At 59.3% G+C, this 25,330-nt stretch carries 24 protein-coding genes; 17 read left to right on the forward strand and 7 right to left on the reverse strand.

Going from position 1 to position 25,330, the window contains the following annotated elements; all coding sequences use genetic code 11:
- Nucleotides 1–43: 43 nt before the first annotated feature.
- The 3 genes from OJHNALOF_RS08825 to mtgA form a co-directional block, all read right to left on the reverse strand.
- Nucleotides 44–1,618 carry a cation:proton antiporter family protein gene (locus tag OJHNALOF_RS08825; protein ID WP_094199464.1) on the reverse strand — a complete coding sequence of 525 codons (1,575 nt, stop codon included), beginning with the start codon at nt 1,616–1,618 and terminating at the stop codon, nt 44–46.
- 137 nt (nt 1,619–1,755) lie between these two features.
- Complete coding sequence (locus tag OJHNALOF_RS08830) at nt 1,756–2,508, reverse strand: HAD-IIA family hydrolase (RefSeq protein ID WP_094199463.1); 753 nt, start codon at nt 2,506–2,508, stop codon at nt 1,756–1,758.
- Nucleotides 2,509–2,604: 96 nt separating this feature from the next.
- Complete coding sequence (mtgA, locus tag OJHNALOF_RS08835; protein WP_094199462.1) at nt 2,605–3,273, reverse strand: monofunctional biosynthetic peptidoglycan transglycosylase; 669 nt, start codon at nt 3,271–3,273, stop codon at nt 2,605–2,607.
- 124 nt (nt 3,274–3,397) lie between these two features.
- On the opposite strand from mtgA, the gene OJHNALOF_RS08840 reads away from it, so the two are divergent.
- From OJHNALOF_RS08840 to OJHNALOF_RS08850, 3 genes are all read left to right on the forward strand, one after another.
- A complete protein-coding gene (locus OJHNALOF_RS08840; RefSeq protein ID WP_165661773.1) occupies nt 3,398–4,423 on the forward strand; it encodes an adenosine deaminase in 1,026 nt (341 codons plus the stop codon).
- A gap of 55 nt (nt 4,424–4,478) precedes the next feature.
- Nucleotides 4,479–5,348: an OmpA family protein gene (locus OJHNALOF_RS08845; RefSeq protein ID WP_094199460.1), complete on the forward strand. Its 870-nt coding sequence runs from the start codon at nt 4,479–4,481 to the stop codon at nt 5,346–5,348.
- Nucleotides 5,349–5,580: 232 nt separating this feature from the next.
- The gene (locus OJHNALOF_RS08850; protein ID WP_094199459.1) at nt 5,581–6,372 is read left to right on the forward strand and encodes a sulfite exporter TauE/SafE family protein; all 792 of its coding nucleotides are present in this window, start codon (nt 5,581–5,583) and stop codon (nt 6,370–6,372) included.
- A 214-nt stretch (nt 6,373–6,586) separates the two neighbouring features.
- Here the strand turns inward: OJHNALOF_RS08850 and lpxM are convergent, their stop codons facing one another.
- A complete protein-coding gene (lpxM, locus tag OJHNALOF_RS08855; protein ID WP_094199458.1) occupies nt 6,587–7,555 on the reverse strand; it encodes a lauroyl-Kdo(2)-lipid IV(A) myristoyltransferase in 969 nt (322 codons plus the stop codon).
- 111 nt (nt 7,556–7,666) lie between these two features.
- The gene (locus OJHNALOF_RS08860) at nt 7,667–8,440 is read right to left on the reverse strand and encodes a DUF3025 domain-containing protein (RefSeq protein ID WP_165661774.1); all 774 of its coding nucleotides are present in this window, start codon (nt 8,438–8,440) and stop codon (nt 7,667–7,669) included.
- Nucleotides 8,441–8,615: 175 nt separating this feature from the next.
- Between OJHNALOF_RS08860 and OJHNALOF_RS08865 the strand changes: the two genes are divergently transcribed.
- Entirely contained in the window at nt 8,616–9,107 is a 492-nt protein-coding gene (locus OJHNALOF_RS08865) for an ATP-dependent zinc protease (protein ID WP_165661775.1), read from the forward strand.
- Nucleotides 9,108–9,174: 67 nt separating this feature from the next.
- On the opposite strand, the gene OJHNALOF_RS08870 is transcribed toward OJHNALOF_RS08865, so the two are convergent.
- Together OJHNALOF_RS08870 and OJHNALOF_RS08875 are read right to left on the reverse strand one after the other, a co-directional pair.
- Nucleotides 9,175–9,273, reverse strand: a complete 99-nt coding sequence (locus OJHNALOF_RS08870) for a MetS family NSS transporter small subunit (RefSeq protein WP_094199457.1) — start codon at nt 9,271–9,273, stop codon at nt 9,175–9,177.
- The gene (locus OJHNALOF_RS08875; protein ID WP_094199456.1) at nt 9,270–10,745 is read right to left on the reverse strand and encodes a sodium-dependent transporter; all 1,476 of its coding nucleotides are present in this window, start codon (nt 10,743–10,745) and stop codon (nt 9,270–9,272) included. Before OJHNALOF_RS08875 ends, OJHNALOF_RS08870 begins: the two co-directional genes overlap by 4 nt.
- Before the next feature lie 575 nt (nt 10,746–11,320).
- On the opposite strand from OJHNALOF_RS08875, the gene OJHNALOF_RS08880 reads away from it, so the two are divergent.
- From OJHNALOF_RS08880 to OJHNALOF_RS17110, 13 genes are all read left to right on the forward strand, one after another.
- Nucleotides 11,321–11,524, forward strand: coding sequence for a DUF1127 domain-containing protein (locus OJHNALOF_RS08880; protein ID WP_094199455.1), 204 nt, complete (start codon nt 11,321–11,323; stop codon nt 11,522–11,524).
- 206 nt (nt 11,525–11,730) lie between these two features.
- Nucleotides 11,731–14,367 carry a response regulator gene (locus OJHNALOF_RS08885; RefSeq protein ID WP_165661776.1) on the forward strand — a complete coding sequence of 879 codons (2,637 nt, stop codon included), beginning with the start codon at nt 11,731–11,733 and terminating at the stop codon, nt 14,365–14,367.
- Between the two features lie 250 nt (nt 14,368–14,617).
- On the forward strand, nt 14,618–15,871 hold the full coding sequence (locus tag OJHNALOF_RS08890; RefSeq protein ID WP_094199454.1) for a D-amino acid dehydrogenase: 1,254 nt from the start codon (nt 14,618–14,620) through the stop codon (nt 15,869–15,871).
- A gap of 142 nt (nt 15,872–16,013) precedes the next feature.
- Entirely contained in the window at nt 16,014–16,895 is an 882-nt protein-coding gene (locus OJHNALOF_RS08895) for an AEC family transporter (protein WP_165661777.1), read from the forward strand.
- Between the two features lie 147 nt (nt 16,896–17,042).
- A complete protein-coding gene (locus tag OJHNALOF_RS08900) occupies nt 17,043–17,894 on the forward strand; it encodes an MSHA biogenesis protein MshI (protein ID WP_094199452.1) in 852 nt (283 codons plus the stop codon).
- Nucleotides 17,895–17,896: 2 nt separating this feature from the next.
- On the forward strand, nt 17,897–18,475 hold the full coding sequence (locus OJHNALOF_RS08905; RefSeq protein ID WP_165661778.1) for a PilN domain-containing protein: 579 nt from the start codon (nt 17,897–17,899) through the stop codon (nt 18,473–18,475).
- Nucleotides 18,472–19,116 carry a type 4a pilus biogenesis protein PilO gene (locus OJHNALOF_RS08910; RefSeq protein WP_165661779.1) on the forward strand — a complete coding sequence of 215 codons (645 nt, stop codon included), beginning with the start codon at nt 18,472–18,474 and terminating at the stop codon, nt 19,114–19,116. The genes OJHNALOF_RS08905 and OJHNALOF_RS08910 overlap by 4 nt, the downstream gene beginning before the upstream one ends.
- Nucleotides 19,109–19,432, forward strand: a complete 324-nt coding sequence (locus OJHNALOF_RS08915; RefSeq protein WP_165661780.1) for a general secretion pathway protein GspB — start codon at nt 19,109–19,111, stop codon at nt 19,430–19,432. Before OJHNALOF_RS08910 ends, OJHNALOF_RS08915 begins: the two co-directional genes overlap by 8 nt.
- Nucleotides 19,429–21,012 carry a pilus (MSHA type) biogenesis protein MshL gene (mshL, locus tag OJHNALOF_RS08920; RefSeq protein WP_165661781.1) on the forward strand — a complete coding sequence of 528 codons (1,584 nt, stop codon included), beginning with the start codon at nt 19,429–19,431 and terminating at the stop codon, nt 21,010–21,012. The genes OJHNALOF_RS08915 and mshL overlap by 4 nt, the downstream gene beginning before the upstream one ends.
- A complete protein-coding gene (locus OJHNALOF_RS08925) occupies nt 21,012–21,743 on the forward strand; it encodes a M48 family metallopeptidase (RefSeq protein ID WP_165661782.1) in 732 nt (243 codons plus the stop codon). The genes mshL and OJHNALOF_RS08925 overlap by 1 nt, the downstream gene beginning before the upstream one ends.
- Complete coding sequence (locus tag OJHNALOF_RS08930) at nt 21,721–23,418, forward strand: GspE/PulE family protein (protein WP_165661783.1); 1,698 nt, start codon at nt 21,721–21,723, stop codon at nt 23,416–23,418. Before OJHNALOF_RS08925 ends, OJHNALOF_RS08930 begins: the two co-directional genes overlap by 23 nt.
- Nucleotides 23,418–24,641 (forward strand): type II secretion system F family protein, encoded by a 1,224-nt coding sequence (locus OJHNALOF_RS08935; RefSeq protein WP_165661784.1) that lies wholly within the window; start codon nt 23,418–23,420, stop codon nt 24,639–24,641. Before OJHNALOF_RS08930 ends, OJHNALOF_RS08935 begins: the two co-directional genes overlap by 1 nt.
- Nucleotides 24,642–24,803: 162 nt before the next feature.
- Nucleotides 24,804–25,298 carry a type II secretion system protein gene (locus OJHNALOF_RS17110; RefSeq protein ID WP_165661785.1) on the forward strand — a complete coding sequence of 165 codons (495 nt, stop codon included), beginning with the start codon at nt 24,804–24,806 and terminating at the stop codon, nt 25,296–25,298.
- The last annotated feature ends 32 nt before the right edge of the window (nt 25,299–25,330 follow it).

Consider the following 25,330-nt stretch of genomic DNA (forward strand, 5'->3'; position numbering starts at 1 on the left):
GTAAGGGGGAAGGTGGTGTGACTTACCTCACCCCCTCACAAAGTCAGCCCGTGTGCTCGATCACGTGACGGGCAAAGCCGCTGCCCGCTTCCTCATAGATATTGAACACATCGTCGGCGCCCAGCTCACGCAGCTGGGCGCCTTCTTCCGGATAGCGAATAATGGCAGCCACCCGGCCGGTGAAATTGGCGTGGCGAATCTGCTCAAGGGCGTAGAGGTTACCGGCATGGTTGGGCATGGCCAGGAAAATGTACTCCAGCTGGCTGCCGATATTGGTCTTGTCCCAGAAATCCGAGTCTGAGGCATCGCCCTTGATCACATTGATATTGAGCTCCTTGAGCAGGGGAATTTTCTTCTCGTCGGAGTCGATGCCCACCAGCCTTTTGTGGGGGTTGACGCTTTCCAGTTCCATATAGGCACCCTGGCCAATGCGGCCCATGCCCACGATCAGAATATTGGCGTCACCCAGCTGTATGGGCATGTCGTCGGGGTGCAGCCGCTTGGGATCCCGGGGCGACAGCCGGTGCACCAGCCGGCGGTAAATGTTCTCGTTGTTGGCGTTTAGCGGTGCCGAGGCCACAAAGGACACCGCCAGGGCGATGGAGGCCACGATCACCCAGTCATTGCTGAGCATACCCTGCTGGGCCGCCAGTGCCGCCACGATCAGGCCAAACTCGGAATAGTTGCTCAGGCTGAGGGTAGCCAGCAGCGAGGTGCGGGGGCGTAAAAAGCCGCGCTGGTAAAACTTGTAGTAGAGCAGGCTTTTCAGCGGCAGCACTAGCAGCAGGATAAGCGAGATCCACAGGGTATCCAGGGTCGGCATGCCGTTCAGGCCGATGTTCAGGAAGAACGCCACCAGAAACAGCTCCTTCATGTTGAAGAAGGACTTGGCCAGCTCTGCCGCACTGTAGTGGGACGCCAGCATCATGCCGATAACGAGCGCGCCCAGATCCCCCTTGAGCCCCACCAGCTGAAAGCCGTAATAGCCCACCACCAGCGCCAGGAAGATGGCAAACAGGGTCTGCAGTTCACCGTGACCGGAGCGCTCCAGAATGCGGCAGAACACCGGTCGCAGCAGCGGCAGCGCCACCAGCAGGGCCAGGGCCCAGGGGCTGGGCACTTTGCCGGCAGATATGCTGAGAAAGGCCACCGCGAACAGATCCTGCATGACCAGCACACCGATGGCGACCACGCCATAGAAGGTGTTCATGTCACTGCGCTCTTCCAGCACCTTGACCGCAAACACCGTGCTGGAAAAGCTGAGTGCAAAGGCCATCAGCATGGCCTGCTGCCAGTGCAGCTCCTGGGCCAGGGCGAAGCCGAGCGCCTTGATGCCAAGCAGCACTAGGGTAAAGAGCGCGGTGGAGGAGAGTATATGGCCGGTGGCGGTGCCCCAGACTTCCTTGCGCAGCAGGGTCTTGATGTCGAGCTTGAGCCCGATGCTGAACAGCAGCAGGGTGACACCCAGGTTGGCCAGGGTATCCAGGGTGGCATTGGGCTCAAAGCCCATGGCATTGAGCACGAAGCCGGCGGCGAGAAAACCGATCAGCGGCGGCAGCCCAATAAGGTAAATCGCGAGGCCGCAGCCAAAGGCGACAGCAATAAAAACGGGATCCATGATGCGCTTGTTATAGGTTGTAACCGACTTCAGTGATGGACGATATAGTCCCGTTCAGGCCGCACCTTGTCAACAAAGGCGGCCGCTTTGAAGCCGGTTTTTACAGGAAAGGACGGCAGGCACTGCCGCACAACGCCTCAGAACAGGTCGATTTCGTTGACCGAGCTGTAAATGTGCTGGGGGCGAAACGGCATCTTGTCGATGTCGGCCACCTGGCTGACCCCGGTCAGCACCAGCACGGTTTCCAGCCCGGCCTGAAAGCCGGCGAGAATGTCGGTGCGCAGGTTGTCACCCACGATCAGGGTGTTTTCCGAATGGGCATCCATGTGGTTGAGGGCGGCGCGGACTATCCAGGCGCTGGGCTTGCCCACATAGAAGGGTTTTTTGCCGGTCATGCGCTCAATGGGGGCGCACAGGGCGCCACAGGCCGGGTGCATCTGGGGGCCGTGGGTGTCGGGATTGGTGGCGATAAAGCGGGCGCCGTCGGCCACAAAGCGGGCCGCCATCTGGATCATGCTCCAGTTGTAGTTGCGGGTTTCGCCCACCACCACAAAGTCCGGGTCGATGTCGGTAATGGTAAAGCCGGCCTTATACAGCTCGTGAATCAATGCCCCTTCACCGATGACGTAGGCCTTTTCACCGCTCTGGCGCTTGAGAAAGTCGGCGGTGGCCATGGCCGAGGTATAAAAGCAGTTTTCCGGTACTTCGATGCCTGCGGAATAGAAACGGTTTTGCAGATCCTTCGGGGTCTGGGCCGGATAATTGGTCAGAAACAGCAGGTTGATGTTCTGCTCCAGCACTCGGCGAACAAAGACATCGGCGCCGGGGATCAGGTCATTGTTGTGCAGAATGACGCCGTCGATATCGCAGATAAGATTGGTTTTTTGCATTGGTTCTCCTTCGTGCCGGTTGCGATGCCGGCCTGATATCCACTCTGTTGCCAGAATATGACAGACTCATGACAGCGTTAAGGTTTTTGTCAGCCTTTATATGCACTCAAGCCAGCCACCCAGGCCATTGATGCGTCGTGAGATGGCCGCCGCCCGCTGCTGCACATAGGCCGATGGCCGACCAGCGGAGAAACGACGGGGGTTGGGCAGCACCGCCGCCAGCAGTGACGCCTGATAACGGCTGAGCCGGGCGGCGGAGGTATTGAAATAGGCTTGTGCCGCCGCCTCGGCGCCATAGATGCCGGGGCCAAACTCGGCGATATTGAGATATAGCGTCAGAATGCGTTCCTTGGGCAGCAGCAGCTCCAGCATGGGCGTATACAGGGCTTCCAGCCCCTTGCGGGTGTAGCTGCGCCCCGGCCACAGGTAGAGGTTTTTGGCGGTCTGCATGCTGATGGTGCTGCCGCCACGCAGTCGCCCGCCGTCGGCGGCCTCGCTCAGCACATCGCCAAGGGCTTCCCAGTCAAAGCCGTGATGGCGGCAGAACTTGTTGTCTTCAGCGGCGATCACCGCCATTTTCAGCTGGTTTGAGATGCGCGGGGCGGGTTGCCAGTCTTTTTTCAGGGATTCGCCTTCAAACAACCTGATCACCATCAGTGGCGTGACCGGCACCGGCACCACCCGGTACAGCAGGGTCAGTGCCAGAGGCACCAGCACCAGCAACACGGCCAGCCAGCCGAGCAGGCGTTTGAACAGGGTGGTCATGAGGCGTGTTCTCCATGTTGCGAATCGATCACGGATTTTGGTTTGCGGTGCCAAAAGCCGAGGGGCAGGGTGCCATTCTTTGTTATCTTTATGAAGTAATTCAGTGAGCTTGAGGAGACAGCACATGTCTGCATTTATCGAACAGTTGCCCAAGGTGGAGCTGCACCTGCACATTGAAGGCTCCCTGGAGCCCGAGCTGGTGTTCGCCCTGGCCCGGCGCAATGGTATCACCCTGGATTACCCCGACGAAAGCGCCCTGCGGGCGGCCTATGACTTTGACGATTTGCAGTCGTTTCTGAATATCTACTACGCGGGCATGAGCGTACTGCAGACCGAGCAGGACTTCTTTGATATGGCCCATGCCTACCTGGCCCGGGCCCATGGCGAGAATGTGCGCCATGTGGAAATCTTTTTCGATCCTCAGGCCCACACCGACAGGGGCGTGCCCTTTTCGGTGGTGATCACCGGTCTGCACCGGGCGCTGGAGCAGGCCCGTCACGACTGGGGCATGAGCAGCCGGCTGATTTTGTCGTTCCTGCGGCACTTGCCGGAAGCCTCGGCCATCGACACCCTGCGTCAGGCCGAGCCGTTCCGGCACTGGCTGGCGGGAGTGGGGCTGGACTCGGCCGAACAAGGCAACCCGCCGGAGAAATTTGTTCGGGCCTATGCTTTGGCCCGAGAGCAAGGCTACCGGCTGGTGGCCCATGCCGGTGAAGAGGGGCCGCCACAATACATACGCGACGCCCTTGAGCTGCTCAGGGTGGAGCGTATCGACCACGGCGTGGCCGCCATTGAAGATCCGGCACTGATGGACGAGCTGGCGGCGGCGCGCATTCCCCTGACGGTGTGCCCGCTGTCCAACCTCAAGCTCAAGGTAGTGGATTCGATGGCCGATCACCCCATGGCAAAGCTGCTGCAGGCGGGCCTGTGTGTCACCGTGAACTCGGACGATCCGGCCTATTTCGGCGGTTACATGAACGCCAACTTTCTCGCCTTGCAGCAGGGGCTGGGCATGACCGACAGAGAGTTGCTGCAGCTGGCCCTGAACGGGGTGGAGGCCAGCTGGTTATCACCGGAAGAAAAGACCCTGCTGATGCGGGACATTCGCGCCCATGGTGAAAAGTTCGGCGTTTATACCGGCACCGGCTAAAGAAGCGCAGTGGCGGGTCGATAACAGTAGCAGGTTGTAACAAGAGGCAGTTGGCGTGCGCAAACTCATGGCAGTAACGGGGCTGGTGCTCAGCACCGCAAGCTGGGCCCAGCCCCGTACCTATGTGGCGAGCCTGGATCATTCCCGCTGGCGGCTGGCCGCCGATTCGGCGGTGGAATGCCGGCTTGAGCACGGCATTCCCGGTTTTGGTAGCGGCGCCTTTGTGAGCCGGGCCGGCAAGCAGGTGAACCTGGTGTTTGAGTTGAGCCCGCTGCGGGCCATGCCCACCACCCGCCAGGCTACCTTGCGCAGCGAGTCGCCCTACTGGCAGCCCGGACGGGCGGCGCGTGCCATCAGTCAGGTGACCTTTTATCAGCAGTTCGACGCCCTGGTCGAGCAACAGAACGCCTGGATCATGCTCGACGAGCTTAGCCAGGGGCGCTGGCCGACCTTTTATTTCCGTGACTGGTACGCCGGCGATCGAACCACGGGGGTGGGGTTGTCGTCGGTGAATTTTCGCGCCCGCTATGCCGCCTTTCTGGACTGTCAGCACAATCTGCTGCCCTATGGCTTTGAAGACATCGCCTTCAGTGTGCTCAACTACGTCAATAACGCCGACGAGCTGACGCCGCACTCCCGTGAGCGGCTGGCGATGATTGCCGACTATGTACGTGCCGATCCCAATATCGGGGAAGTGGTGATCAACACCTATACCGACAGCTTTGGCACCGAATTTCATAACAAGCAGCTGTCGCTGCTGCGAGCCCAGGCCATCAGAGATCGTTTTCTGGAGCTGGGCCTGCCGGAGATCAGCATTCGGGTGGAAGGCCATGGTGAGCGCCGGCCGGTGGCCGATAACAGCACTCCGGAAGGGCGAGACAGCAACCGTCGAGTGGTGATAAGCCTGGGACGGGCCCCGATCTGATGCCGGTCTGCCTCGGTTATTCCGGCCTTCGAGGCGGAGTACATTCCGCGAGTATTGCCTGCAGAGTAAAGTACTTCATGCATCAGGCTCCATTACTCGCTTTCGAGCGGATAATGTTCCTTTGTCGTAATAACGATATGGCAGTTTAAATCACATTCCCCCTTTTCCTTTGCGCCCGTCTTGGGTAGCTTATGCAGCCTTTTCTTCTTTTTATTCTTTTCAAGGAACGAACATGACCTGGTTGATGTATATGGTGCTGGGAGCCTTTGCCGGCACCCTGGCGGGGCTCTTTGGCGTGGGCGGCGGCCTTATTATCGTGCCGGTGTTGATCTTCAGTTTCAACCTGCAGGGCATTGGTGGCGAGCTGGTGGCCCATATGGCGGTGGGCACCTCACTGGCCACCATCATGTTTACCTCGCTCAGCGCCATTCATACCCATCATCAGCGACGCGCCATCGACTGGAAGCTGGCGGCCATGCTCTCGGCGGGCATCGTGATCGGCGCCTGGCTGGGGGGATACACCGCCGACAACATGTCGGGGCTGCAGCTGCAGCGGGTCATTGGCCTGTTCGCCTGGCTGATGGCGGCACAGATGTTGTTCAACCTGATGCCGAGCGGTAGCGGCAAATTGCCGGGCAAGCCGGTGCAGGTGGCAATGGGGGGCGTGATTGGCTGGGCCTCGGGCATTTTCGGCATTGGCGGTGGCTCGCTGACGGTGCCGTTTTTAAGCTGGTGTTCGGTGCCCATGCAACGGGCGGTGGCGGTGTCGTCTGCCTGTGGCTTTCCCATTGCCCTGGTGGGGGCGCTGAGTTATGTGGTGCATGGCCTGGATCACGACAGTCTGCCGAGCGAAGCCTGGGGCTATGTCTATTTGCCGGCGCTGATCGGCATCAGCGTGGCCAGCATGCCCTTTGCCCGAGTGGGCGCCATTCTGGCGCACAAGCTGTCGGCGGTGATGCTCAAGCGTGGCTTCGCGGTATTTTTGCTGTTGGTTGGGGCCAAGTTCCTGTTTTTCCCTGCATAAGACAGGGACTGAGGCGTCGAGGGGAGTGAGTGAGACCTGCTCCCAATCGGCGCCTGGGAGCAGGTGACATGGCAGGTTGTGATTCGCCGGGCTTGTCCCAACCTGTGGCGCTAGTCCTGCTTCTCCCTGGCAGCCAGCCAGTCATCCACACAGGCCACGGCCCACAGGATCAGCAGGCCCAGCGCCACCATGCCGGCGTAGTGCAGCCAGTCCATCAGCGCCTCCTTATTTTGCGAATACCTGCCTCATAACGGCCTTCCCGGCTGTCGACCTGAGTCTGAAAGTATTTCAGGAACCACATGTACTGCTCGGGCCACTCGCTCAGCAGGGCTTCTATTTCGGCGTTCATGGCCCGCGTGTCGGCGGTGAGATCTGGGGTCGGGTAGGGGTCCATGGGCGGGCGAATCACCAGTTCATAGCGATGTGCTTCACTGTTGTACACGCTCAGCACCGGCAGCACTCGAGCTCCGGTCAGTTTCACCAGCTTGGGCAGGGCTGGCAGGGTTGCCTTCATCTCGGCAAAAAAGGGTACAAAAATACTGGCTTCACGGCCGTGATCCTGATCTGGCAGGTAAAAGAAGTGCTTGCCGTCGCGAATGGTCTTGATGATGGCCTTGATACCCGCATCCCGCTCATAAACGATGCCGTTGAAGCGGGTCCGCTGACGGGTCATAAACCAGTCGAATACCTCGTTCTTGGCGCTGTGCATCATGGTGCACATGGGCATGCCAAGGGAGGTCAGGTAGAGGCCGCCGGCGTCGATGGCCCAGGTGTGGGGGATCATAAAGATGATCTGCTTGTTCTCGGCCAGGCAGGCGTCGATATGCTCCCGGCCGTGCACCTTGAAGCGACCCTGCAGGTAATCGCGGCTGCGGGCGGTCCACTCGCCGTAAGCGAAAAAGGCCATCAGCCCGGCGCGAATGGACTGCAGCAACATGGCCTCCACTTCGGCGTCGGACAGGTCGGGAAAACACAGCCGAATATTGGTGCGGGCGATGTAGCACTGTTTTTTGGCGAATGTTACCAGTAGCGGGGCAAAGGCGCTGGCAACGGCATCCCGTGCCCGGGCCGGCATCCAGGCCAACAGCCACAGCAGCGCGATGGCCAGCCAGGTTGGCCAGTAGCGCGGGTGCAGGTAACGGGATTTGAACTGTGTATCGTAAACGGGATCGTGCCCGGACATAATTTCATCCTCTGGGGAATACTGAACATGCTATTGTCGCCGCCGAGGGCGGGTGTTGCGACACCCTAGCCAGTGCAAGGGCGCCAAGTGTATGAAAAAAACCGATTCAAATCACCTTTGCCGGCGCGGGCGAAAGTAGTCGGTGTTGTTATAAAAGGCCGGATCTTCGTTGGCCGGCCACCAGCCGGGAATGCCCAGCAGCGGCAGCGGACGAAGCGGTCTGGGCTGGTCGAACAGCGCGCTAGCCTGCAGCCGTTCGCACAGGTGCCGGTCCAGCACGGGGTACTGTTCGGCACGGGGCAAGCCAAAAAAGCCCTCGGCCATGGGCAGCACCACCGCCTTGGCGGTAAGGCCGATAAAGGGATCCAGCGCCTGCTCATACAGCGCATGGCCAAAAATAAACGGCTGCCAGCAATGACCCCAGCGTGCCCGGTGCTCCAGAAACAGGCGGTGCCAGTCATGGGCCAGCAGCAGATCATCCATGTCGTCGGTGGCGGGCACCGCCAGCACCAGCCCGCACTCGTCGAAATGGGTGACCCTGTCACGGCGGGGGGTGCGCCGGCTCGCGCCGACCTCGGCAATGTGCTCCATGTGCAGCCGGTTCAGCAGCGTCTTGGTTTGTGGGAACAGATGCCAGATAATGGCGCCGAAAAAATCATGCCAGTTAGCCTCTCGCGTGGGCACCAGCCCCCGGGCCACCGCTTCTTCGTAATAACAACCCAGGGTGGCAAAGGCATCATCACCAATAAAGCGCACCGGCAGGTCCGGGGCCAGCCATTGGTTAAGGGTGACGATATCGGGCCAGCCGCTGGCGTCAAGGTCCGGCAGGGTGCCCAGCTGAGCAAGGATGGCATTGCGCGCGGTAAAATCGGGATCCCAGTTCATGCGGTCGTCCAACGGTGAAACCGCCAAGCATACCTGCTGGATGTCGGTGTTCACAAAATTTTGTTTTTCTCCCATTTTCACGGATGTTCGAGCCCGGTTAAAATGGATGACGACAAAAGCCGACGCGTGAGGAGTGCCGATGAAACGGGGCTGTCTGGTAGTATGGTTTACGAGTATGATGTTGTTGCTCCCTGGTTTTTCTGCCCAGGCGGCAAATGGTGAAGACGTGAAAATAGATGAAAAGTGGTTACTTGGCCGTGTGGAATGGCTGTGGTTGCCGGCGCTGGAAGAAAGCGTCAAGGCGCGTATTGACTCTGGAGCCAAGACCTCGTCGCTCTCCGCGACCGAGATTGAGGAGTTCGAGCGGGAAGGTGAGCCCTGGATTCGCTTTAATTTCCATCATGAGCGTCACAGTGCCCGGTTGAAGGTGCCGCTGAGCCGTTATGTGAAAATTCGCCAGGCCAACAGCAAAAAGGCCGATCGTCGCCCTGTGGTGGTGCTGCCGGTGCAGGTCGGCGGGCTGGTGAAAGAGGTGGAATTTACCCTTAAAGATCGCACCCGCATGCTTTATCCGGTATTGCTGGGCCGGGAATTCATGAGCGACGACGTGCTCATCGATCCGTCCCGCCGCTTTGTGCAGCCCAGGTTCGAGCCCGCCGAGCAGTAAGCGTTAATCATATAATGTGCATTAAAAAAGGCAGCCAATCGGCTGCCTTTGTTGGTTTATGGGGGGCTTATTGCCTGGCCTTCATGGCCCGGCGAATGCACAGGGCGGCACCGCCCCAGGTAATGCCCAGCCCTATCAGCATCATGATAATGGCGCCGGTCGTCATGCTTTTACCTCCTGTTTGCTGCTGGCGTTGATGACAATGGCCACCACCAGCATCACCGCAATCATGCCCCAGCCGATAAACAGAATTTCGTTATCGCTGTAGCCACCGTAATTTTCCTTGAAGGCGCCGACAATGTTGTTGAACAGGATCACCGCGAGCATGGCGATGGACAAAAACTTGATGCACAGCTGCCACCAGATGCCAATGCTGAATTCCGACAGCTCATTGGCCCGCTTCTGGTAATCGGACAGCTTGCACAGCCAGCCCACCAGGAACAGTTCAAGCAGACAGGAGCCGAGCAGCGCCATGTTGTTAATAAAATGATCCACCAGATCCAGCAGCAGCAGGCCACCCTGAGTGATGAACAGCAGGCTCACTACAAAGCCGGTGCCACAGAAGAGGGTGGCGGTTTTCTGCCGGCTCCAGCCGGTTTTGCCCATCAGGCCTGTGGTCACCGCCTCGGCAATGGAGATGTGTGAGCTGATGCCGGCAAACACCAGTGCCAGGAAGAACATGGGACCCATGATGCCGGGGGCGGGCAGCAGGTTGATGGCGGTGGGCAGGGTGACAAAGGCCAGTCCCACGCCCGAGCTCACTACCTCGGTCAGCGCCTTGTCCTGAGCCTGGGCCATATAGCCCAGGGCGCCAAAGATCATGATGCCGGCCAGCATGGAGAAGCCGCAGTTCATCAGCACCGTCATAAAGGCGTTGTTGTTGATGTCGGACTTTTCCGGCAGGTAACTGGCGTAAGACAGCATGATCGCGAAGCCCACGCTCAGGGTGAAGAAAATCTGGCCATAGGCGGCGGACCATACCTTGAGATCCCAGATTTTGCTGAAGTCGGGGGCGAACATCCAGTTGATGCCGCTCAAGGCCCCGGGCAGCATGATGATACGGCCGATCAGCACCAGCACCAGCAGGAACAGCAGTGGCATCAGTACCTTATTGATCTTTTCAATGCCACCCTTCACGCCTCGGTAGGTGGCAAAGAAGCTGGCGGTCCAGGCGATGACCAGGGGCAGCAACAGGTGCCATTGCAGGCCGCCCAGGTTGGACGGCGAGTTGTCGCCAAGGCCCAGGAAGTCGCCGAAGAAGAAGGCGTTGCTGTCGTCGCCCCAGCGCTGATCAAGGGCAAACCAGGCGTAGGAAATGGCCCAGGCGATGACCACCACATAGTAAAAGGCGATCACGGCGCAGATCATCACCTGAAACCAGCCCAGCCACTCAAAACGGGCATTCAGCCGGCGCAGGGTGCCGGGAGCACCGGCGCGGTATTTCTGCCCCAGGGTAAACTCCAGGATCATAAAGGGAATGCCGGCGGTCAGCATGGCAAACAGGTAGGGAATAAAGAAGGCGCCACCGCCATTCTCATAGGCCATATAGGGAAAGCGCCAGATATTACCCAGGCCGACGGCAGAGCCGACCGCCGCCAGGATAAAGCCGGTGCGAGAACCCCATTGTTCTCGTTTCATAACCACTCCTTGAATGAAAGTTTACAGCTTGAGGATAGCTGTGCGGCGCGCAGGGTAGGGGCAGGCGAGGGCAAAATCAACGCGGCTATCTGCTGTCTGTTAGGATTTACGCCTTATATCTGCGCGCCTCATTATTCATAAATAGAATTATTTATGAATTTTTGTTGTTAAAGCGGTGTTATCTGCCGTGTATTCATGGTGGCCCCAGCGGAATCTTGTTTTTTGCATTTTGATAAAAATCGATGGCTGGCGCACATTACGGCAGGAGACAGGGTATCTGGGAAATTATGCAGCATGCCGGGCTGCCTTGCCCCTTGCAGGCAGCATATTTTGTCATGGTGCTGCATAATTAATTGTCCGTACTTGCTGCTTATGCAGGTTGGTGAGTTTGGCTTATGGTGATGCCGGATGACTGCCTGGATTGGCTCTGTTAACAAGCTGTTTTTAAGTTGTTTTCTTACTGGTTGTCAGTGATTTGCCATTAGTTTTTGTTATTCGGAAACCCAAGAAAACTCGGTTGAGAGGGGTGTTGAAGGATCATTAAGCTGTGCCCCGAATCATTCTGGAGACGCATCATGACTACCGTACGTTTACCCCTTCGCCGGGCCGGCCAGGCTCAGGCGCACACAGCCGGCCTGCTGGCCACCCTGGAAACCTGGCTGCGTCGCAGCCGCACTCGTCGTGAGCTTGCCGAACTGCCAGCCTATCTGCTGAAGGACATAGGACTGAACGAAGCCGACCGCTACCAGGAGATCAGCAAGCCGTTCTGGCAACGCTAACAGCAAGGGAATGCGCTTCAGTAAAAACGCCGCTGCTCGTCAGCGGCGTTTTTGATCGGGGCGGGCATGGCCGGGGCGGGAGTGTTACTATGCTCGCTCTCACACCGGTGGTTCGGGCGTTGCTGTTGCGCCGGGGCCATGACAGTGTTGTGATGATGACTCATTCGGATCTATTTTTCCCTGCCAGCATGAGGTTGACACACGACATGACGGGGGCCTTCACCCTTGATGCCCGCAAACGGCGCTGGCTGATGCTGCCGGCAATTTTGCTGTTGCTGCTGATTATCAACCACGGTCACCAATTGTTCCGGCAATATCAGGACGGGCGTCAGCTGCTGCGTCACGCCGAGCCCATAGTGGATGAGCTTTATCATATTCATCACCAGGTGATGATGCCCGATGCCGAAGGCGCCGTGCTGCTGGATGACAAGGTGCGCCGCCTGAGCCTGATGCTGGCGCGGTTTCAGTACCATGTGCGCGAGTCCGGACTGACGATGGCGGAAGGGGATCGCCGGCCCGACGCTTACCTGAAAACCCTGCAGGGCCTGCAACAGGCAGAGCTGCATGCCCGCCATAGTCTGGAGTCGTTTGCCAACCAGGCCGAGCTACGACTCAAAGCCGGCGATAATGCCGCGTTAAAGCAATTGCTGCAGCACAGCCGGGTATATCTCTATACCACCAACCCCTTGTTTGTGCGTGAGCTGGAATGGGACGCGCGTGGCCTGGAAATGGCCGGGGACGATCTGTTGCAGGCTCACGGCATTTATACCGCCAACCTGCGGCGGCTTATTGCCATGCGCCACAAGTTTGCCGACACCGACATCGCCGACTTCTATGACTGGATAAGCTGGTGGCATCAGCGTACCGAGCAAAGCCGGGACCGGCTGCTGGCACTGGTCATGCTGCTGCTGCTGGGACTGTTTGGTGCCGGTGTCGGCCTGCTCTACGTCAACAACCGCCGGCTGCGCCAGGCCAGCGACACCGCCCGTGCCCTGGCGCAGGCCAAAACCGATTTTCTGGCCAACATGAGCCATGAAATCCGTACCCCCATGAATGCCATTACCGGCTTTGTTTCCCTGCTGCAGCAAACGCCACTGGATGCGCGGCAGAGCGACTATGTGGCCAAGATCAGAATGTCATCCGACAACCTGTTGCTGTTGATCAACGATATTCTCGATCTGACCCGGGTTGAGGCCGGCAAGCTGCAACTGGAAGACATCGACTTTGATCTCAATGAGCAACTGGAGCGGCTGTCGGGGTTGTTTGCCGACATGTCGGAGCAGAAACAGCTGGAGGTCATTATCGACAAGGCTCCGGATGTGCCGGATCGGTTGCGCGGGGATCCGCTGCGGCTGGGGCAGATATTGGTCAACCTGGTGAACAATGCCCTCAAATTTACCGAGCGGGGCGAAGTGGTCGTGCGAATCGCCTCGGGCAATCAGGGCAATGAACTGCGTTTTGAGGTCAGCGACACCGGCATCGGCATCATGCCCGAGCAACAGCAGCAGTTGTTTCAGTCCTTTACCCAGGTGGATGCCAGCACCACCCGCAAATACGGTGGCAGCGGCCTCGGGCTCAGCATCTGCCGTCATCTGGTGGAGCTGATGCATGGCACCATTACGGTCAGCAGTCAGCCCGGTCGCGGCTCCACCTTTACCGTGGTGCTGCCGCTTCGACCCGCCGGCGAGGCGGTCGCCCTGCCCGAGCCGGCCCTGGCACCGGGCCTGGGGGTGCTGGTGGTGGAAGATAACCCGCTGGCGGCGGAGGTCATGGGCAAGATGTTACGCCGTGCCGGCATGGTGGTGCACCTGGCCCATAACACCGAGATGGCCAGAGAGCTGCTGCAAAAGCGGGGAGGCGATTTGCGTCTGGCCCTGATCGACTGTTGCCTGGGCCGGGACAATGGCCTGGATGTGGCGCGCTTTATTCGCCAGCAACCTCAGCTCGACGACCTTAACATCATAGTGGTCAGCGCCTTTGGCCGGGAGCGGCCCGCTGCCCAGATGAAACAGCTGGGCATCAAGCATTACCTGCCCAAGCCGGTAACCTGGAGCCGGCTGTCGGCCAGCCTGGCCGCCGTGCTTACTCCGCCGCCGTCTTCGGCCCGAGCGGCATCACCGGTAGACAATGATCTGGAATACTACCGACGGCGTCTCGCCGGCTGCCGTGTGCTGCTGGCCGAAGACAACCGGCTGAATCAGCAACTGGTGGTGGAGTTCCTCACTCGGGTCGAGGTGTCGGTCAGCCTGGCCGATAACGGCCGGCAGGCGGTGGAGCAGGCGAGCCGGCATCGCTTTGACGCCATTCTTATGGATCTGCAGATGCCCATACTTGATGGCCTCGAGGCCACTCGGCAGATCCGCAAGCTGCTGCGTCATCATGACGTGCCCATTATTGCCCTTACCGCCAGCGCCATGCGCAGTGACAGGGAAAGCAGCCTGGACTCCGGCATGAACGGCTACCTGTCCAAACCCCTTAACCGCCTTGATCTCTATCTGGCACTGAGTCGTTACTGTGGCGGCCAGCCCGGCTCCGACGACCATGCCGACGCCATGGCGGCCGACAACGACGGCGGCCCGGCTAGGGATGGCATGCTGGCCGAGCGCTGTGGCGATCAGCTGTGGCTGCTGCAGGCGGCCCAGGCCGAAGCCGACTGGGCCGAGGCCACCCGGCTGCTGCAGGAACTGATCCGTTACGCGACTGCAGCCGGGGAATCCAGCTTGGCCGGCCTGGCGGAGGCGGCACTGGTTTGGCCAGAGCGAGGCCAACCTCTGCCCCATGCCGAGCTTAGCCTGTTGCAGCAGCGGCTGAACCGCGCCCTTGAGCAGGATGACGGGCGCTGATTGTCAGCTTTGTGATGTTGGTCACAGCTCGACGGTCTATGGTTTAAAGTTCTGATGATTACGCATAAATGTAGAATTTTGTCCTTCCTCGAAAACCCGATTCAGTTTAACCCTTCACCCCCTTGATAAGCCGGCCTGGCGCCGGCCCTTTGAGCTGCCCCCCATCTTTATTTTTGTTTTTATTGCTCTGGATTTTCGGATTTTTTTGGATGATATTCTTGCCAAAAGCGCATTCGGATAGGGGAGTGTTATGAAAGTTTTGGTATTGGGTAGTGGTGTTGTCGGCGTTACCAGCGCCTGGTATCTGGCCCGTCAGGGGCATGAAGTGGTGGTGCTGGATCGTCAGCCCGATGCGGCCGAAGAGACCAGCTTTGGCAATGCCGGCCAGTTATCCTTTGGCATGACCTCGCCCTGGGCGGCCCCCGGCATCCCGTTTAAGGCGATGAAGTGGATGTTCCAGTCCCATGCACCGCTGAAGGTTCGCCCCGGTACCAACCCGGCGCAGTGGAAGTTTATGCTGTCCATGCTGGCCAACTGCAACGAAAAAGCCTACGGCATCAACAAGTCACGCATGGTACGGGTATCCGAATACAGCCGTCACTGCATCAATGCCCTTCAGGATGAGCTGAACCTGCCCTTTGAGGCCCGCAAGAAGGGTCTGCTGCAGGTATTCCGCACCCAGAAGCAGGTGGACGCCGCCGCCAAGGACATCAAGGTGCTGCAGGAGTTTGGTGTTAACCACGCCATGCTGAGCGTCGAAGATTGTATTGCCCGTGAGCCGGCGCTGGCGCGCGTGAAAGAAAAGCTGGTTGGTGGTCTGCACTTTCCGGACGATCAGACCGGTGACTGCAACCTGTTTACCAAGGCACTGGTGAAGAAGTGTAAGGAGCAGGGCGTGGTGTTCAAATTCAACACCGAGATCAAGGCCCTGGTGCGTGATGGCGATGAAATCCGTGGCGTACAGACCGATCACGGCCTGGAAACCGCCGACCAGGTGCTGGTGTGCATGGGTAGCTACTCGCCCTTCCTGCTGACCCCGCTGGGTATCAGCCTGCCGATCTACCCGGTGAAGGGTTACTCCCTGACCATAGAGGTGAACAAGGACGAGGACGCGCCCCAGTCCACCGTGATGGACGAAACCTACAAGGTGGCCATTACCCGTTTTGACAATCGTATTCGCGCCGCCGGCACCGCGGAGTTGGCCGATTTCAACAAGGATCTGCCCGCTGCTCGCCGTGAAACCATCGCCCATTCGGTAAGCAGCCTGTTCCCGAAAGGCGGCAAGATGGAAGAGGCCCAGTTCTGGACCGGTTTCCGTCCCATGACCCCGGACGGCACCCCCATTATCGGTGGTACCCGTTACAAGAACCTGTGGCTGAACACCGGCCATGGTACCCTTGGCTGGACCATGGGAGCGGGCTCGGCGGCCCTGATTGCCGATCTGATTTCCGGCAAGCAGCCCGATATCGACAGCGACGGTCTGGCCTTCAGCCGCTACGGCTGAGGCAATTAAGACCGCCAAACTCCGGGCATGGCCCGGCGTTTGTGCAGGCTTTCAGCCCCACCGGTCCGGGTGTCGAGCATAGCTCCAACTGGACACCCAACGCCAAAAGACGCACTATGCCGTCTTTTGGCTTTTTCATTTCATGCTGCTTACTCTGCTTAACATAGTGGTGCCGGTGTTTGCCGTGGTGGCGGTAGGCGTTGTCTTTGGCCGGCGTCAGCGCAATCCCGACATGGGCTTTGTCAACCAGGCCAACGTGGCGGTGTTTTGCCCGGCCCTGGTGTTTTCCGCCCTAATCGATAACCCCGTTTCCCTTGGCGACAGCTGGCCGTTGATCCTGGCCGGTGCCCTGTGCATAGTGCTGCCCGGTGTGCTGTTGTGCCTGTTTCGCTTTCAGGGCCTGGAGCGGCGCACCCTGGTGCTGGCGGGCATGTTCCGCAATACCGGCAATATCGGCATTCCGCTGATGATGCTGGCATACGGGGAGGAGCAGCTCGGCGCCATTATCATACTGTTTGTGTTGTCCAACCTGATCCACTTTTCCCTCGGGCTCTTTATTTTATCCAGTGATGCCGGACGCTGGCAGTGGCTGAAAAACCCCATTGTCTGGGCGGCGGTGGCGGGCATCTGGCTGGCGGATCACAAAAGTCTGCTACCCGACTTTGTGTACACCAGTGCGGATCTGCTGGGGCAAATGGCGGTGCCGCTGATGTTGTTTGCCCTGGGTGTGCGACTGTCGTTGGGCGAGGTGGGTAACCTGGGGCTGGCACTGCGGGTCAACCTCGCCTATCTGCTGGTGGGAGCCGCCGCCTTTGCCCTGGTGGCCTGGACACTGCCACTGAGAGCCGAGTGGCTGCAACTGCTTGCGCTGTCGGTGATGTTACCGCCGGCGGTGCTGAATTATCTGCTTTGCGAACAATATCGCTGTCAGCCGGATAAAATGGCCAGCATTGTATTGCTGGGCAATCTGATGTCTGTGATCATTATTCCTGTGGTGGTATACGCCACCCTGCGCATATTTTAACCGTTCGGCGGTGCCAGGCCTGATCCAAATCAAACAAGATAGTGGGCGTGATATTTTTTGAGCGGCTAATCAGGCAAGCCTCTGTTCATTAACTGGTTTTAACTGTTTATACTGATTTTTCCATGTTCCACGCTATTCAGGGTCCGCATGTTCAAATGGTTTAAATCCGCCCGAGGCGGTACTCCCGTGGGCATTTATCTGACACCTTCTGCCCTCTACGCGGTGGAAGAGCAGTACCCACAACAGGTGCTGGAGCGACCGGTGGGCGCCGGAGAAACCATGGCGTCTGCCCTGACCGCCATGATCATCGACCGACAGTGGCAGGGGCGCAGACTACGGCTGGCTTTGGGTCGTCAGGCCTGGCGCCAGGTACAGCTCGACAAACCGGCCATGCCCGATGAAGAACTGGCCCAGGCCCTGCCCTGGTGCATGCGCGAGCTGGTGGATGAGCCGGTAGAACAACTGCTGTTTGACTATATCGATCTGCCGCCGGGGCCCCAGGGGGTGGCACGCATTGCCGTGTACTACAGCCGGCGGGCGCAATTGCAGACCCTGGTGGATGCCGTTACGCCCTTGTGTGAAATCGACACCCTGGGGGTGGACGAGTTGGCCATGGCCAACCTGCTCAACCCCGAGCAACGGGGCCTGATGCTGCATAAAATGCCCGGTCAGGAGTTGACCATGACCTTTATTCACCAGCGCCAATGGCATTTTTCCCGCACCATTCGTGGCTTTCAGGCGCTGGACGACGAGCGCATGGCGGTGGATCAGTTCGTGTTTGACAATCTTCTGCTGGAGCTGCAGCGCAGCATTGACTATGCTACAGGACAGCTCCGTTTGAACCCTCCCGAGCAATGGTTTATGGCCTTGCCGGCCCGGGTTACTCCGGCGGTACAGACGGCCATTCGCCAGGTGTTTGACATTCAGCCAGAGTCGCTCAGCAATGAGCACCTGTCGCCGGTAAGCCTGCCGGCGTTGGGCATGCTGCGGGAGGAATGATCATGAAAACACGCATTGAGTTTTATCAGGCCGCGCTCAAGCCGGTGCGCGAAATTCCCACGGTACGTCATCTCGGGCTGGGTGTACTGGCGGTGGCGCTGTTATGGGCCATGGCTCTGGGCTGGCAGACCTTGCACAACCATCGCCTGAGCAAGAGCAATACGCAGCTGCAATTGGCCCTGGGCAATGCCGAGCAGCATATCACCGGCCTGCAGCAACGGGTGGCCCAGCTGAATCAGCGTCAGGATGACGGCCAGCGCCGTCGGCTGGAGCAGGACATTCGCATTCGCCGTCAATTGTTGGGTGTGCTGGGCCAGGATAACCTGGTTTCCTATGCGGCCACCCTGGATGATTTGGCCCGGTTGTCCTGGCAAGGGGTGGCGCTGACCGGGCTGCAACTTGAAGGCCGTGCCATGACCCTGAGCGGAGAGGCTTCGAATGCCGCCGCCGTTCCCGCCTGGATTCTGGGCTTTGAAGGTCGTGATAGCCTGGTCCGCCGTGATTTTGGCAAGCTCGACATTCATCGCAGAGAGCCCGGTGCCCTGGCCTTTACCCTGCACAGTGACGGAGTAACCCAATGAAGCGCCGGCTGAACGCCCTGAGTGGCTGGTTTATGGCGCGGCCACGGCGGGAGCGCTGGCTGTTGACCGTGGCGGTGTGGGCGGTGACCGGCTGGCTGGGGCTGGTGCTGTTTGAGCAGACCGTCGCGGCCACCGGGCAGCGCCTGGCCGATGAGCGGGCCGGCCTGGAGCAGCGACTGAACGAACAACAAGGGCTGGCGAACGAGTTTGAACGGCGTATTGATGAGCTCACCGCCAGTGATCAGAGCCAGCGCATTGAGCGGCTAAATCGCCAACTCAATCGGCTCAATCAAAATGTGGATCAGCGCATGCGGGCCCTGGTGGGGCCTGAACAAATGGCCGGGTTGCTGGTGTCGGTGCTGGATCAGGGCAGTGGCCTTGACTTGCTTGGCCTGACCAACCTGCCTGCCCAGGTCATTCCCGGTACCGCCGAAGGAGGCCAGGCCCTGTATCGCCATGTATTGGCCATGGAGCTCAGCGGCAGCTATCTGCAACTGCTGGATTATGTCAGGCGGCTGGAGGCCCTCACCGGGCGGATTTTCTGGCAAAGCCTGAGTTTTGAACTGGATACGCATCCGAACGGCCATATTCGGCTGGAGTTTTTTACCCTGAGTCAACATAAGGAGCTGATCCGTGGTTAATGCCAGTGCCCTGGTGCTCGCGCTGCTGAGTACGTCGGCCGGAGTTCAGGATCCCACCCGGCCCCTATCGGGTCCGGCGATGGCGGTGGTACAAGACGAGGCCCAGCCCGCCACGTCGCAGCCCAGCCTGCAGGCCATTTTTACCGGTGGCGGCGTGGCGAGCGCCATTCTTGACGGCCGGCGCTATGTGCAGGGTGATACCGTAGGCGGCTATCGCCTGGTCCGCATTGCCGGCGAACGCGTGATACTGGAAGGGCAGGGCGAGCGCCTGATCCTGAGCCTGTTCCCTTCTTTTGACAATACGGATATACCATGAAACGGAAGATGAGTCCTCTTGCCCTGGCACTGTTGTGCGCCGGCCTGGCCGGGTGCGTGCACGCGCCCGACGGCAGCCTGCCCAAGCGCGCGCTGGATGAGGCGTTACGCACCACGCCGGATCCGGTGCCTGCGGCAGTTGAGCAGGAATTGCTGAGTGTGCCGCGGCCGGTGGCAACTCGCGCGGCCACACCGCAGCGCCGTTTTGACGTTTCTGCCCGGGAGGTGGATGCCCGGGAGTTTTTTGCCGCCCTCGGCAATCAGCACAACGTCAGTATTGCCGTGCATCCTGAGGTGACCGGCACCATTACCCTTAACCTTCGCCGAGTGTCCCTGCCGGAGATCCTCGAGGCCATATCCGGCCTCTATGGTTATGGTATTGAGCGCCGTGGCGGTGTGTATCAGGTGTTTCCCAACGGCGTGCGTACCCGCACCTTTAACGTCAATTACCTGATGCTGGCCCGTAATGGCCAGTCCCAAACTGCCATCAGCGGCAGCAGCCTGGCCACCAGTGAAGAAGGGAGCGATGGTAGCGCAACCCGTATTAATACCGAGTCCAATAATGACTTCTGGCGAGATCTGGAAAGCGCCCTGGGCCGGCTGATTGGCGGTGAGCAGGGGCGGGTGGTGGTGACCAACCCGCAGGCCGGCCTGGTGACGGTGCGGGCGGCCCCCGACGAGCTGGCCCTGGTGCAGGATTTTCTGACGCGTGCCGAGCGTCAACTCAAGCGCCAGGTGATCCTGGAAGCGCGCATCGTGGAAGTGGAGCTGAACGATGGTTATGAGCAGGGCATTGAGTGGAACAACCTGTCGTCCGACGGCGGCCGAGCCACCGGCTCGACCAGCGTGTCTTATCCCGGCTTTTTAAGCCCGCTCTCGGATCTGCTGGGTGGCGGTGCCGTATTTACCTACACCGATGGCAACTTTGATGCCGTGGTCAATCTGCTGCAGACCCAGGGTGAGGTCAACACCCTGTCCAATCCTCGAGTGACCACCAGCAATAACCAGAAGGCGGTGATCAAGGTGGGTACCGATGAATATTTTGTAACCGACTTTTCCCTGACCACCACCACGGGAACCAGCGGCGTGTCGGAGCGGACGCCGGATGTGGAGCTGCGGCCCTTCTTCTCGGGTATTTCACTGGATGTAACGCCACAGATCGCCGACGATAATCGGGTTTTGCTGCATATTCACCCGGCGGTCAGCGAAGTGGAAGATACGAACAAAATCATCGATTTTGGCGATGGTGCCTTTATCCTCCCTCTGGCCAGAAGCACGGTGCGAGAGTCCGATACCGTGGTGGAGGCGGCGTCGGGCGAGGTGATTATTATCGGCGGCCTGATGCAGGAGAAACAAAGCGAGCAGGAAAGCGCCATTCCGCTGATCAGCCAGATTCCAGTATTGGGTAACCTGTTTAAAAACCGCAACCTGTCCACGCAGAAAAGCGAGCTGGTCATCATGCTGCGCCCCGTGGTGGTGGCGGCCAATACCTGGGAGCAGGAGTTGCAGCGTAGCCGGGATTTGCTGGAGAAATGGTATCCGCCTTCCCCTCTTGATGAACTGCACAGTGGAGTGAGGTAATGCACAAGGTCATCGGGACTGTGGTGATGCTGCTGCTCGGCGCCCCGCTGCAAGCGGAAGAGTTTCAGCCCGACTGGCAGGATCCGGTTTGGGCCGAGCTGATGGCGGCGCCACCGGCGGCCAGCGAACTGCATATTGCCGAGATCAAGCCCAGCCGGGAAGATGAACTGCGGGAAAGCCGCCATGCCGCCGAGCTGGCCCTGGTCGCCGGTGACTGGTCTGGTGCCGAGCGAATCCTGATGAGCACCCTCGCCAGTCACCCTGATGCCCATGCCCTGCGGCTGAAACTGGCATCCTTACTCTATGGGCGCGGTGCCCTCGACAGTGCCCGCACATTGTTGCAGCAAGGGCTTAAAGCCGCCCCCGAGCATCCCTCGTTGCGCTTGACCCTGGCCCGCATACTGGCCGGAGAGCAACGTCATGCCGCCGCCTGGAAGGTACTTGACGGTGCCGCCCCCGTGCTTGCCGAACACCTCGACTACTATGCGCTCAAGGCCGAGGCCGGGCGGCGCAGCAATCGGTGTGATGCCGCCATTCCCCTGTACCGACAACTGCTGACCCGGCAGGACAGCGGACCCTGGTGGCTGGGACTGGGGCTGTGCCAGCGCAGCCTGGGTCAGGATTATACCCATGCCTTTGAGCAGGCCAGGGCCAGCGTGGATCTGGGCGTGGCTTCCCTTCAATTCGTAGAGCAGCAACTGGAGCACCATGCCACAACGCAAACTCACTAAGCGCCTGGGTGAGCTGCTGATCGATCACGGCGTTATCACCCCGGCTCAGCTCGACACCGTGCTGCAAAAGCAGCATCAGCAAGGCGGCCGCATGGGTACCCTGCTGGTGCAGATGGGCATACTCAGCGAGCGTGAGCTGCTGGGGTTTGTGGCCGAGCAGCTGGGCATTCCGCTGCTTGATCTCAACAAGGCCAACATTGATCTGCAGGCGGTGAAATTGCTGTCTGAGGTGTACGCCCGCCGCTACCGGGCGCTGGTGATCGATGCCAACGACACCGAGGTTACCGTGGTACTGGCCGACCCGGCGGATCTGGATACGCAGGACGCCATTGGCAACTTGCTGGCGCCACGGGAAGTCCACCTGGCGGTGGCGCCCCACAGCCAGATGCTGGAGTTTTACGACCAGCTTTATCGGCGTACCGACGACATTGCCCACCTGGCCGGTCAGCTGTCGGAAGAGCACGCGCCCAGCCGTAATGTGATAGACACCGCCGGTCTTGAAGACAACGACGCCACCGTGGCGCGGCTGCTGAACTCGCTGTTTGAAGATGCCCTGCAGGTGGGGGCGTCCGATATTCATATCGAACCCGATCACAAGGTGATTCGCCTGCGCATGCGGGTAGACGGCATGTTGCAGGAAACCGAACTCAAGGAAGTGGCCATAGCCCCCGCATTGGTGTCGCGGCTCAAGCTGATGGCCGGACTGGATATTTCCGAGCGGCGCCTGCCTCAGGACGGACGCTTTGAACTCACCGTCAAGGCCAACCCGGTGGATGTGCGCATGGCCACCATGCCGGTGCAGCACGGTGAGGCGGTGGTGTTGCGGCTGCTTGATCAGTCCGGCGGCATTCGCAGTCTGGAGCAGGCGGGCATGCCGTCGTCCCTGCTCAGTGCCTTTCGCCGCAAACTGGCCAGCCCCAACGGCATTATTCTGGTCACCGGCCCTACCGGCAGCGGCAAGACCACCACCCTGTACGGGGCCCTGGCCGAGCTCAATACCCCGGACCGTAAAATCATTACCGCCGAAGATCCGGTGGAATACCGGCTGCCCCGAGTTAACCAGGTGCAGGTGAACGGCAAGGTGGGGCTGACCTTTGCCCGCATTTTGCGCACCAGCCTGCGGCAGGATCCCGACGTGCTGCTGATTGGCGAAATGCGGGATCAGGAAACCGCGGAAATCGCCATGCGCGGCGCCCTGACCGGCCACCTGGTGCTGTCCACCCTGCATACCAACGATGCTCCCAGCTCGGCAATACGGCTGATGGACATGGGGGTGCCCGGCTATCTGGTGGCCAGCACCCTGAAGGCGGTGTTGGCTCAGCGTCTGGTTCGCAAAATTTGCAGTTACTGCAAGGTGGAGCATCGGCTTGATGCGGGCGAGCGCCAGTTTCTGATGCACCTGGATGCCCGCTCAGAAAGCGGCCGGTTTTATCGGGGCCAGGGCTGCGCCAGCTGCAACCACACCGGACATAAGGGCCGGGTGGGGGTGTTTGAATGGCTGGAGATCAACCAGGCCATGGCCGATGCCCTGCGCAAACAGCATATCGAAGGCTTTGAGGCGGAAGTGGCACGCTCGCCGGGCTTTGTGACCCTGGCCCAGGCCGCCCTTGAGCTGGCGCTGCAGGGCGAGATTGCGGTGTCGGAAGTGCTGCGCCTGTCGGAGTGGGTGGACTGATGGCGTTTTATCAGTATCGCGCGCGCGATAGCCAGGGCAAGCTGCACGAGGGTCGCATGGAGGCAACGTCTCTGCGGGCCCTGGCTAGCAACCTGGCTCAGGCCGGGTTGATTCCGGTGGAAATGAAGGAAGCCCGCTCCGGCAGCAAGTCCTGGCTGGCCCTGCGCCAGTTTTTCAAGGGCGGCATCAAGCCCGAGGCACTGCTGATCCTGAGTCGCCAGTTTGCGTCGCTCACGCGGGCCGGCATTCCCATTTTGCGCATTGTGGAAGGCTTGCGCGATACTTCGGACGTGCGCGTGCTGAAAGAGGCGCTGAACGAGGTGGCCCAGGCCCTGAATCAGGGCCAGACCCTGGCCAATGCCCTGGCCAATCATCCCCATCTGTTTAACAGCCTGTTTGTGTCTCTGGTGGAGGTGGGCGAAAGCACCGGCCAGCTGGAGCAGGCGTTTTTGCAGCTGTCCCATTACTATCAGCTTGAGCTGGACACACGGCGACGCATCAAGGCCGCCATTCGCTATCCGCTGTTTGTGACCATTGCCATGGTGGCGGCCATGACGGTGATTAACCTCTATGTTATTCCGGCCTTTAGCGGTATTTTTGCCCGGCTGGGGGCCGAGTTGCCCTGGACCACCCGCTTTCTGATTGGCAGCTCCTACTTCTTTACCCATTACCTGGGGCTGTTGTTGGCGATTCTGGCCGGGGCGGTGGCCGCGGCGCTCTGGTATGTCAGCACGCCGGCGGGCAAACTGCGCTGGCACAAGACTCTGCTGCGCATTCCCATTGTCGGGCCCCTGATAAAGCGTATTTTGCTGGCCCGCTTTTGCCGCAGCTTTGCCATGATGCTGGCCGCCGGGGTACCCATCACCCGTGTGCTGCGCCTGGCCGGCAGCGCCACCGATAATGCCTTTCTGACCCGGGCCATTCATCGTATGGAAGAAGGGCTATCGTCGGGCGAGAGCCTGTCGTCGGTGGCCGCCGGCAGCGGAGTATTTACGCCACTTATTATGCAGATGTTTCGCGTGGGTGAAGAGACCGGCCGGGTCGACGAAATGGTGATGGAGGCGGGCCGCTTCTACGAAGAAGAGGTGGACTACGACATTGCCAACCTCACCGCCCGCATTGAGCCCATTCTTATCACCGCCATTGCCGCCATGGTGCTGGTGCTGGCGCTGGGGATTTTTACCCCCATGTGGGACATGGTAAATGTGGTCAAGGGGGGCTGAGGGGCTCTCCCTTCTTTTCGTATTGAAAAGCATAAATTCTCACATTATTGGGCTGGATTGACCGTGAAAGCCCCGCTATCATAGCCGTCAATGTTTTGATTTCCAGAATAAAAACATTAACTTTGGTGAAAAATCTACAACACGAACAAGCAAGGATACAACATGAAAAGAGCAGCGGGTTTTACCCTGATAGAACTGGTTATAGTGATTGTTATTCTCGGCATACTGGGTGCCGTGGCGGCCCCGCGGTTTTTGAATCTGCAAGATGAGGCATACGAATCGAATATAAAATCATTAAGATCTAACATACAATCAGCAATGACATTGGCAAATACTAAAGCCGTATTGGAAGGTAAGGACAATGCCGGGACCTGGACTGGCACTGGTGAATTCGCTGATGTTGCGTTTGTTTATGGCTATCCTAAAGCTAGTGCTGACGGTATTCTTGATAGTCTGCAGGGATTGGATGCAGGCGCTGAAGGGGCTGATAGTGCAGTATCTGAAAATGCGTTGACATACGCCATTGCTACTGCAGATGGGGACACAACTCTTACATTAAAACCTTCTCAGCGTTACGCTGCCAGCTGTCAAGTTGTTTATACCCAAGCGAAAGACGGAATTCCGGCCAAGGTAGATATGGATACCAGCGGTTGCTGAGTACCCAAGGCGGCTTTGGCCGCCTTTTTTAA

Source organism: Oceanimonas sp. MB9 (assembly GCF_011319775.1).
GTDB classification, from domain to species: domain Bacteria; phylum Pseudomonadota; class Gammaproteobacteria; order Enterobacterales; family Aeromonadaceae; genus Oceanimonas; species Oceanimonas doudoroffii.